Genomic DNA, 9867 nt, shown 5'->3' with positions numbered 1-9867 from the left:
TGCCGGGACTGACTGATCATCACACCCGCTTCGTCCGCGGTGGCCTGAACTATAATATGGAGCTGCGCTGGGACGGCGTGCGCTCGCTTGCCGACGCGATGGACATGCTGAAACGGCAGGTTGCAATCACGCCACCACCGCAATGGGTGCGCGTCGTCGGCGGCTTCACCGAGCACCAGTTCGCTGAAAAACGGCTGCCGACGATCGAAGAGATCAATGCGGTCGCCCCCGATACACCGGTATTCCTCCTGCACCTTTACGATCGCGCGCTTCTGAACGCCGCCGCGCTGCGTGCCGTCGGCTATACCAAGGAAACGCCGAACCCGCCGGGTGGCGAGATCGCCCGCGACGCCAACGGCAACCCGACCGGCATGCTGATTGCCCGACCAAACGCCGGCATTCTTTATGCGACGCTTGCGAGGGGCCCGAAGCTGCCTTTCGAGTACCAGGTCAACTCCACGCGCCATTTCATGCGCGAGCTCAATCGGCTGGGGGTCACCGGCGTCATCGATGCGGGCGGCGGCTTCCAGAACTATCCGGATGACTATGCGGTGATCCAGAAGCTCGCCGATGAAGGCCAGATGACGGTGAGGCTCGCCTACAATCTCTTCACCCAGAAGCCGAAGGAGGAGAAGGAGGATTTCCTCAAGTGGACCTCCTCCGTCAAATACAAGCAGGGCGACGACTTCTTCCGGCACAATGGTGCGGGCGAGATGCTGGTCTTCTCGGCCGCCGATTTCGAGGATTTCCGCGAGCCACGCCCCGACTTGCCGCCCGAAATGGAAGGCGAGCTCGAGGAGGTGGTGCGGATACTCGCCCAGAACCGCTGGCCGTGGCGCCTGCACGCCACCTATGACGAGACGATCAGCCGCGCGCTCGACGTCTTCGAAAAGGTGAACAAGGATATCCCGCTCGAAGGCCTAAACTGGTTCTTCGATCACGCCGAGACCATCTCCGAGCGTTCGATCGACCGTATCGCCGCGCTCGGCGGCGGCATCGCCGTTCAGCACCGTATGGCCTATCAGGGCGAATATTTCGTCGAGCGATATGGTGCAGGTGCGGCCGAGGCGACACCGCCGGTCGCACGCATGCTTGAAAAGGGCGTCAAGACATCGGCGGGCACCGACGCCACCCGCGTCGCCTCCTACAATCCCTGGGTCTCGCTTTCCTGGATGATCACCGGGCGCACCGTCGGCGGCATGCGCATCTATCCGCAGCGCAATTGCCTCGACCGCGAGACGGCGCTGAGGATGTGGACCGAAAACGTCACCTGGTTCTCCAACGAGGAGGGCAAGAAGGGCCGCATCGAGAAGGGCCAGTTTGCCGACCTGATCGTCCCCGACAAGGACTTCTTCGCCTGCGCGGAAGACGAGATCTCGTTTCTCACGTCGGAGCTGACCGTCGTCGGCGGCAAGGTCGTCTATGCTGCTGGCACCTTTGCCGAGCACGATGAAAGTGAGCTGCCGCCGGCCATGCCCGACTGGTCTCCCGTGCGCACCTTTGCCGGCTATGCCGCCTGGGGTGAGCCCGAAGGGGCCGGCAAGCGCTCGCTGCGCCGCACCGCGATCGCGACCTGTGGCTGCGCCAGCAATTGCGGCGTCCATGGACACGACCATGCCGGCGCTTGGACGTCGAAGCTGCCGGTTGCCGATCTCAAAGGCTTCTGGGGCGCGCTTGGCTGCTCCTGCTGGGCTGTGTGAGGAAGGGCGCGAGTGATGACGTCTGCTTCCACGATCGAAAACCGGCTCGCGGCCCGCGCAAGGCCGCTGTTCGGCGCACCGGCCTTGCGGTTCGTGGCGCTGCTTGTCCTGTGCTCCGCCTATATCCAGGGGCCGCTGACGAAGATCTTTGACTTCGGCGGGGCGATTGCCGAGATGAGCCACTTCGGCTTGCAGCCGGCCTTCTTCTTCGCCGTTGCGGTCATCGTCTTCGAGCTCGCCGCCTCAGCGATGGTCGTTGCCGGCTTCTTCCGCTGGCTTGCCGCGCTGGCGCTCGCCGCCTTTACGCTCGCCGCGACCTTCATTGCCCTACGCTTCTGGGAGCTGCCGCCCGGGATGGAGCGCTCGATGGCGACCACTGCGTTCTTCGAGCATCTGGGTCTCGCTGGCGCCTTCCTGATCGTTGCGTGGCAGGACCTCCACGAGCGGAAGGCCGCTCGAACATGACCGACGCGACCGCCCCTACGAGCGGCTTCGCACCGCTCCGCCATAAGGTCTTTGCGACGCTCTGGATCGCGACCGTCATCGGCAACACCGGCAGCTTCATTCGCGATGTCGCGAGTGCCTGGCTGGTGACCGATCTTTCGCCCGCCCCCGCCGCCGTCGCCATGATCCAGGCGGCGGGCACGCTTCCGATCTTCCTCCTTGCGATCCCTGCCGGCGTCCTGTCGGACATTCTCGACCGCCGCAGATTCCTGATCGTCATTCAGTTGGTGCTTGCCGGCGTCAGCATCTGCCTGTTGCTTCTTTCGGCAACGGGGCTCCAGTCGGTCAGTTCGCTGATCGCCTTGACCTTCGCCGGCGGCGTCGGCGCCGCGCTCATGGCGCCGACCTGGCAGGCGATCGTGCCCGAACTGGTCGACAGGAAGGACGTCAAGAGCGCAGTCGCGCTGAACTCGCTGGGCATCAACATCGCGCGATCGATCGGGCCCGCAGTGGGCGGGCTGCTGCTTGCATGGTTTGGCGCCGCCGTGACCTATGGCGTCGATGTCATCAGCTATCTTTTCGTCATCGCCGCGCTCCTCTGGTGGAAACGCCCGCCCGAGGCCGAGGACGCGCTTTCGGAAAGATTCGCCGGCGCCTTTCGGGCCGGCTTGCGCTACGCCAAGGCCAGCCACGAGCTCCATGTCGTCCTGCTGCGGGCCGCCGTCTTCTTCGCATTCTCGAGCGCTGTCTGGGCGCTGCTGCCGCTGGTTGCCCGCAACCTGCTCGGCGGTGATGCCGGCTTTTACGGCATATTGCTCGGCGCCGTCGGCGCCGGTGCGATCGGAGGCGCCGTCCTGATGCCTAAACTGCGCGCCCGTTTCGACGCCGACAAGCTGCTTCTCGGCGCGGCGGCTGTTACGGCTGCGGTGATGGCGGGGCTCTCGTTCGCACCCCCGCAATGGCTGGCGCCCGTGGTGCTTCTCGCCCTTGGGGCCGCATGGATCACGGCCCTGACGACACTCAACGGCGCCGCGCAATCGATCCTGCCGAACTGGGTTCGCGGACGGTCGCTTGCGGTCTATCTGACGGTGTTCAACGGTGCAATGACCGTCGGCAGCCTTGCCTGGGGTCTCGTTGCCGAGGCGGCAGGCGTTCCTCTCACCTTGATCATCGGGGCTGCTGGCCTGTTCACCCTCGGCTTGCTCTTTCACCCGCTCAAGCTCCCGAGAGGCGAAGCCGATCTCGTCGCTTCCAACCATTGGCCGGAGCCGCTTACCGCAGAGCCCATCGAGAATGACCGCGGCCCAGTGATGATCCTCATCGAATACCGGATCGCAAGAGGCGACAGGGATGGATTCCTCGACGCCATCCATCGCCTGTCGCAGGAGCGGCGGCGCGATGGCGCCTATAGCTGGGGCGTGACCGAAGACGCGGCTGATCCGGAGCGAATCGTCGAATGGTTCATGGTCGAGTCCTGGGCCGAGCACCTCAGGCAGCATCGGCGCGTTTCCAAGGCGGACGCCGATGTCCAGCAGGAGGTGCTCCGCTTCCAGCAGGGACCCGAGGCGCCCGTGGTGCGCCACTTCATTACGGTCGGCCACCCGCCCAACAATCGTCGCGGCTAAAGCAATTAATACCCGGAATCGGGATTGCCTCGAGCTTCGAGGCGGTTCTACGGCTTCAGCCTTTTAGGCCGCCCGCGGCCGAGCACGCCTTCGGCGCGGGCCTGCAGGTAGGCGTAGATGTCATCGATATAAGGAGCGAAATTGGGATCGTCGGCGAAACCTCTCATGACCGAGGTGCCGCCACTGCTCTGGCCGTTGCGAACGACGCGCCTGAACTGCTCGATGTCACGCGGTCGGTCGACGAGAGAGAACGCGAAAATCGAGCCGACCCCGTCGGGGCCGTGGCAGTGGTTGCAGCCCGCGTGATAACGCCGGTAGCCGTTATAAATTCGCGCGTCGACCTTGCCGTCGACGACCCGAAACAACATTTCGGCCGCTGCGACCTCCTGGAAATACCCCCCGGAAACGGCTGCAAAACCCCAGACGACCATGGCGAACAGAACCGGGTGCCGCATTGGACGTATCTTCCGTTGCCTCCAAGGGCTCACGGCCGCGCCGGCCGCGATGTGTGATCGGTTCGGATCTGCGCAAAGGCTCTCAAGTCCTCAGATCCGGCAAAAGTCTCCAGCGCTGCACGAAATAGCGGGGATGTTGCTCGATCCAACGCGCAACTAATGGCTGCGCCTGCATGAAGGCCGTACCAGGATGTGCGGCCAAATCCCCGACGATCTGCTCGCGGACCTCGCAGGCCTGCGGTGCATCCGCCAGACAAACCAGCATGATGAGTGTATAGAGCATCGTGTCCCCCGTTTGCCGAAGCTCTCGTCTTGGTAGGCGCCTGGGACGGTCCGGGACTGGCCAGGAAAGGCCGTTACTCCTCGACCACTGCGCTGGTCGCGATGCTGTCGATCGGAGCCGCACCGGGTTCGCGCACGGAGAGAACGTCGCCATCACGCGTGATCTCGAAATCGGCTGACGGCTGGCCGACGGCTTGAGGCACGGAAATCATCAGACGCTGCCCGGGTCCAAGCGTGGAAACGAAGCGGATCGGCTGCGCTTCCGCCCCGGAGGCCACGGTCGCAACCACTCGGTAGCCGTCTTTCTCGACCGTGTAATAGACAGCACCATCAAACCGGCCGAGATGAATACTGTGACCGTTCCCCGGCGCCAGGTCCGACGCCGTGGCAACGCTCGTTGTGGCGAGCAAGGCCATTGCAAATGTCGTAGAACGCCTGGTCATCGCTATTCCTCCTCCGCGAGCCATCGACTGTCTGTATTCTGTGTATTATGCCCCCATCGTCACCGTGCGGTCTGTTCCCATGGTGACAAGGTCAGCCTATGCGGCGAGAAGCTGAGGCACTTCGGTGCAACCGCCCACTTTCCTGGCGGCCGATCCCCTATATTTCGCGAGCTTGCCTATTTTCGACGACTGCAGAGCGTCTGCGGCCGACAGGAGCCATGGCTCGCCGCGCAGAGGCAGGAGGACTTCCATCCGGTTGGCGGCGTTGAATTTGCCGAGCACCGCGGAAACCTGATGCTCGATCGTACCCGGCGATCGCGACAAGCGCTGGGCGGCTTCCTTGTTGCTCATGCCCGCAGCGATCAAGGCGAGCACTTGTTGTTCGTGGCGCGTCAAACCGAGCGGGTGACGGCGGGCGGCCCCTATGGCCCTCTACGCATTTTCGGCAGCTCGCCTGCAACACTCAGGCGTTGCGCCTGCTTTCGCGCAAGCGCAGCCGCCGGACGCGCCTCCAACGACTCGAAAATCGTGACGGCGCGAGCCAATGCCTGCCCGGCATCGGCTCCGCGGACCTGCATCAGGGCAAGCGCCGCTTGTCTCAGCTTGATTAAAAAACACCTCCATGCCCGTGAGCGCGGAGGTGAACCGGAATCAAAATCCCGGAAATCGCCGGTGGGCCTCCTACAGCGCCGCACGCCCTCACCCGTGCAACGAGAGGACGGTCGACCTGGAATTTGAACTTGTTGTTCGAGAGAGCAGCTGACGGCGGCTTCTGTCGAGGCGAACATCGCGAGCGCTGGTCTCTCCACTGCCATCGCGTATATCATACAGCATCCGGAATGATGTCCTGCAACGGCTCTCGGGACGGCCGTCGAACACTGCTACGCTGCGCGCCGACGAGCTCCGACGTTCCGATCTAGGGGATCTGCGGCACGCTCCCGACGGACGTTCACCAATGGAGTCGTATCCAATGGGCGATCACAAGCATCACCATCATCACGTGAAGGAGAGCGCCGCGGCGCCAGATCGCGATGCAGGTCCGGAGACGAAAAAGGCTGAAGGCGTCGTCTATACCTGCCCCATGCATCCGCAGGTGCGCCGGATCGGACCTGGCAATTGCCCGATCTGCGGCATGGCGCTTGAGCCGGAAGTGGCGACGGCGGATACCGGGCCGAGCGCCGAACTCGTCGACATGAGGCGCAGGTTCTGGATCGGACTGGTGCTGACGATACCGGTGCTTGTCCTCGAGATGGGCGGGCACCTCACCGATCTGCACATGCTGCTTGGGTCGCGGACACTGAACTGGTTGCAACTCCTCTTCGCAACGCCGGTTGTCCTGTGGGCGGGCGCCCCGTTCTTCGAGCGGGCATGGCGATCCATCGTCAACCGGCACCTCAACATGTTCACGCTGATAGCGATGGGAACGGGCGTTGCGTGGATCTACAGTGTGGTTGCGACCGCTGCGCCCGGCCTGTTCCCGACAACCGTCCGCGCAGCCGACAGCTCGATCGCCGTCTACTTCGAGGCCGCTGCCGTCATTACGGTACTTGTGCTGCTCGGACAGGTGCTGGAACTGCGGGCCCGTGAGCAGACGGGAGGTGCGATCCGTGCGCTTCTGGATCTCGCACCGAAGACAGCGCGCCGCATCCGCAGCGATGGCAAAGAGGAGGATGTGCCGCTCGAAGCCGTCGCCGTCGGGGACCGGCTGCGGGTCCGCCCGGGCGAGAAGGTCCCGGTCGACGGTACCTTGATCGACGGGCGCAGTTCGGTCGATGAATCGATGATCACGGGAGAATCGATGCCCGTCACCAAGGCGGCGGGCGCCAGCCTCATCGGGGGCACGATGAACCGCACGGGCGGCTTCATCATGGAAGCGGGGAAAGTCGGGAGCGATACCATGCTGTCGCAGATCGTGCGCATGGTTGCGGATGCGCAGCGCTCGCGCGCGCCGATCCAGCGTCTCGCCGACGAGGTCTCGGGCTGGTTCGTGCCCCTCGTGATCGCGATTGCCCTCATCGCGTTTGCGACGTGGATGGCGATCGGACCCGAGCCGCGTTTCGCCCGCGGACTTGTCGCCGCAGTTGCCGTGCTCATCATCGCCTGTCCCTGCGCTCTCGGCCTCGCCACCCCGATGTCGATCATGGTCGGCGTCGGACGGGGCGCCCGTCTCGGGGTGCTCATCAAGAACGCCGAGGCCCTGGAACGCTTCGAGAAGGTCGACACGCTCGTTGTCGACAAGACCGGAACCCTGACGGAGGGCAAACCCAAGGTGACGTCGATCGCGGTTGCGGGCGGGTTCTCCGAAGCCGAATTGCTGCGCTTGGCCGCCGGCCTGGAACGCGCAAGCGAGCATCCGCTCGCCGCGGCAATCGTAGAGGCCGCCAATGAACGCGGCCTGGGCCTTGGCGAGGCAGAAGACTTCGATAGTCCGGTCGGTAAGGGCGTGACCGGCTCCGTCGACGGACGCAAGCTCGTCATCGGCAGCCATCGGATAATGACCGAAGAAAAGGTGGACGTTTCCGCTCTCAAGGAAAAGGCGGAAGCTCTGCGAGGCGAAGGCGCCACCGTGATCTTTGTGGCCGTCGATGGCAAAGTCGCCGGTCTAATCGCGATCTCAGACCCGATCAAGTCGACGACACCCGCTGCCGTACGGGCGCTGTTCGGTGATGGTGTGCGGGTCGTCATGCTGACCGGCGACAACAAGACCACCGCCCATGCCGTCGCCAGGAGGCTCGGCATCAAGGAGGTCGAGGCTGAAATCCTGCCGGAGCATAAAAGCGAAATCGTCGCGCGCTTGCGCCGCGAGGGTCGGATCGTCGCCATGGCCGGAGACGGGGTGAACGACGCCCCTGCCCTTGCCGCGGCCGATGTCGGCGTCGCGATGGGCACGGGAACGGACGTCGCGATCGAGAGCGCCGGAGTAACGCTGCTGAAAGGCGACCTTCAGGGCATCGCACGGGCACGGCAGCTCAGCCGCGCCACGATGAAGAACATCCGGCAGAATCTGTTCTTCGCCTTCATCTATAACGCCGCAGGGGTGCCCGTCGCCGCCGGCGTCCTTTATCCGCTCTTTGGGCTTCTTCTATCGCCGATCATCGCGGCCGCGGCCATGGCCCTGTCCTCCGTCAGTGTCATCGGCAATGCCCTAAGACTGAGGAGCGCGAGGATATAAGATGGAGTGCGCCTTTGTCCGGAACTACCGAATTTCAAAGGGTTAAATCGCTTCGCTAAAGCACTTCATTATTCTCGGTGGCGACGCAATTCCGGGTGGAAACCGTTACACACGTCCTGCGATGGTTTAAGGCTCCTTCAAAGGCGCAGATCGCGCTCGTGTCCGTGCCGGCTCTTGCGAAGGCTCAAAATCTCCAGAGCGACTTGTTGCGCGCCTTGAGCGGCATCGAGCCGCGGCCAGGCTGTCTCACCGCTGCCGCGCGCCAGTTGTCCCGACAGGACCTCGAGATTTGCATCCGAAGGCCCACCGCTTCGAGAGGCAACGCGTTCACGCAAGAGCGCCGGCGCGGCATCCAGCCAGACGGCGGTGAACGGGATACCAAGCTTCCGGGCAATCTTTTCCATCAGGCTGCGATTGCCCGCCCTGTCGAAAACCGCATCGACGATCACCGTGCCTCCTGCAGTCAGGATCGAGCGGGCACGATGCGCCATCTCGCGATAGACCTTTTCCGATATTTCCGGACGGTAGGCAGAAGACGGTAGTCTGGTTTCCGCGGGAACACCGTGCATGGCCTTTCTGATGCGATCGCTTTCGACAATTCTGGCGCCAGGCGGCGCACCGATCTGGGCAGCCAGTGTCTCTGCTACCGTCGTCTTGCCAGAGCCGCTGAAGCCCCCGATAGCGATCAGCCGCGCCGGCACGGGTTCGATCAGCGCGAGTGCCAGATCGAAGTAGGATCTTGCTTCGGCAACGAGTTTCGCCGACGTTTTCCCGCTTTCCTCCACCTGTGTGGCGGTGACGTGCGCTCGGACGGCCGCGCGAATTGCCATCAGGTACGGCAGCAGCACGAATCCGTCCTCGTCGTCGGCATCGTCCAGGTAGCGATTCATGACCAGATTGGCGAGGTCCGGGAAACCGCGGTGCCAGAGATCCATCAGCAGAAAAGCGAGGTCGTAGAGCGTGTCGATCGTGGCGATCTGATCGTTGAACTCGATGCAGTCGAACAGCCGCGGCGCGCCATCCAACAGACAGATGTTGCGCAGGTGCAGATCGCCATGGCAGCGTCTGACCTTTCCGGCAGCTTCGCGACGGTCGAGCGATGCCGCGTGACGCGCGAGTTCCCGCTCGAACGCCAGGTTGAACGCGGCGAGTTCGTCCGATTGGAAGACCTTGCTCGTCGCAAATCCCGCCGCATTGATGCGAAGGACCGCGCCGATATTCGCGGCACCTCCCCCTCCATGAACGACCGGCGCCGCGCGATGGAAGCGCGCGATCATCTGCGCAGCCAGGGTCATGAGCTCGGGGGTCAACCTGCCCTCGACCGCCATTCTATCGAAGAGCGCTTGCTGCTCGAAACGCGCCATTTCAACGACTGAGTCCATCAACTTCCCGTCGCCATCAAAAGCCAGAGAACCATCCTTCTCGCGGGTAATTCGCCGGACGCCGAGATAGAGCCCTGGCGCAGTTGCGGAATTCAGCTCCACTTCCTTCCGGCAGGCTTCGAGCCGCAGCGCGGCCGTCGAGAAATCGACATAGGGCAGCTTGACCGCACGCTTCAACTTGAATGCTCGCTGGCCGACAAGGAAGATACGGGAAATATGCGTCTCCATCGTTTCGATCGGCTCGGTCGCGCCATGGGAAGCGGGAGCGCTCAGAAAGGCGACCACCGCGGTCTGGTCTTCCGCTATCATGTATGGTCTCCTGTTTTCATTCATCGTGTCATGGAACGCGGTTTCAGGATCGGCC

General features: G+C 63.5%; 9 protein-coding genes. 4 read left to right on the top strand and 5 right to left on the bottom strand.

The window, feature by feature from the left end:
- From QN219_RS33330 to QN219_RS33320, 3 genes are all read left to right on the top strand, one after another.
- Nucleotides 1-1700, top strand: a 1700-nt coding sequence (locus tag QN219_RS33330) for an amidohydrolase (RefSeq protein ID WP_284004696.1), incomplete at its 5' end; no start/stop codon positions are given.
- 15 nt (nt 1701-1715) lie between these two features.
- Nucleotides 1716-2165 (top strand): DoxX family protein, encoded by a 450-nt coding sequence (locus QN219_RS33325; RefSeq protein WP_284004695.1) that lies wholly within the window; start codon nt 1716-1718, stop codon nt 2163-2165.
- The gene (locus QN219_RS33320; RefSeq protein ID WP_284004694.1) at nt 2162-3769 is read left to right on the top strand and encodes an MFS transporter; all 1608 of its coding nucleotides are present in this window, start codon (nt 2162-2164) and stop codon (nt 3767-3769) included. The genes QN219_RS33325 and QN219_RS33320 overlap by 4 nt, the downstream gene beginning before the upstream one ends.
- 47 nt (nt 3770-3816) lie before the next feature.
- Here the strand turns inward: QN219_RS33320 and QN219_RS33315 are convergent, their stop codons facing one another.
- The 4 genes from QN219_RS33315 to QN219_RS33300 all read right to left on the bottom strand — a co-directional run bounded on the left by QN219_RS33315 (nt 3817) and on the right by QN219_RS33300 (nt 5324).
- Entirely contained in the window at nt 3817-4224 is a 408-nt protein-coding gene (locus QN219_RS33315; protein ID WP_284004693.1) for a c-type cytochrome, read from the bottom strand.
- Between the two features lie 82 nt (nt 4225-4306).
- Nucleotides 4307-4507 (bottom strand): hypothetical protein, encoded by a 201-nt coding sequence (locus tag QN219_RS33310; protein ID WP_284004692.1) that lies wholly within the window; start codon nt 4505-4507, stop codon nt 4307-4309.
- Between the two features lie 73 nt (nt 4508-4580).
- Nucleotides 4581-4949 carry a hypothetical protein gene (locus QN219_RS33305; RefSeq protein ID WP_284004691.1) on the bottom strand — a complete coding sequence of 123 codons (369 nt, stop codon included), beginning with the start codon at nt 4947-4949 and terminating at the stop codon, nt 4581-4583.
- 96 nt (nt 4950-5045) lie between these two features.
- On the bottom strand, nt 5046-5324 hold the full coding sequence (locus tag QN219_RS33300) for a helix-turn-helix transcriptional regulator (RefSeq protein ID WP_284004690.1): 279 nt from the start codon (nt 5322-5324) through the stop codon (nt 5046-5048).
- Between the two features lie 595 nt (nt 5325-5919).
- Between QN219_RS33300 and QN219_RS33295 the strand changes: the two genes are divergently transcribed.
- Complete coding sequence (locus QN219_RS33295; RefSeq protein ID WP_284004689.1) at nt 5920-8121, top strand: copper-translocating P-type ATPase; 2202 nt, start codon at nt 5920-5922, stop codon at nt 8119-8121.
- Between the two features lie 137 nt (nt 8122-8258).
- On the opposite strand, the gene QN219_RS33290 is transcribed toward QN219_RS33295, so the two are convergent.
- Complete coding sequence (locus QN219_RS33290; protein ID WP_284004697.1) at nt 8259-9812, bottom strand: bifunctional aminoglycoside phosphotransferase/ATP-binding protein; 1554 nt, start codon at nt 9810-9812, stop codon at nt 8259-8261.
- Between the last annotated feature and the right edge of the window lie 55 nt (nt 9813-9867).

It is taken from the genome of Sinorhizobium sp. 8-89, from assembly GCF_030124325.1.
Classification (GTDB): domain Bacteria; phylum Pseudomonadota; class Alphaproteobacteria; order Rhizobiales; family Rhizobiaceae; genus Sinorhizobium.
Note: the sequence above shows the minus strand (reverse complement) of the source record. Positions and strands in the feature narration are given on the sequence as shown.

Excerpts from the sequence above, each read along its gene's own strand:
- QN219_RS33290 (WP_284004697.1), bottom strand. The coding sequence starts at position 9,812 with ATGATAGCGGAAGACCAGACCGCGGTGGTCGCCTTTCTGAGCGCTCCC.
- QN219_RS33295 (WP_284004689.1), top strand. The coding sequence starts at position 5,920 with ATGGGCGATCACAAGCATCACCATCATCACGTGAAGGAGAGCGCCGCG.
- QN219_RS33315 (WP_284004693.1), bottom strand. The coding sequence starts at position 4,224 with ATGCGGCACCCGGTTCTGTTCGCCATGGTCGTCTGGGGTTTTGCAGCC.
- QN219_RS33320 (WP_284004694.1), top strand. The coding sequence starts at position 2,162 with ATGACCGACGCGACCGCCCCTACGAGCGGCTTCGCACCGCTCCGCCAT.
- QN219_RS33310 (WP_284004692.1), bottom strand. The coding sequence starts at position 4,507 with ATGCTCTATACACTCATCATGCTGGTTTGTCTGGCGGATGCACCGCAG.
- QN219_RS33305 (WP_284004691.1), bottom strand. The coding sequence starts at position 4,949 with ATGACCAGGCGTTCTACGACATTTGCAATGGCCTTGCTCGCCACAACG.
- QN219_RS33325 (WP_284004695.1), top strand. The coding sequence starts at position 1,716 with ATGACGTCTGCTTCCACGATCGAAAACCGGCTCGCGGCCCGCGCAAGG.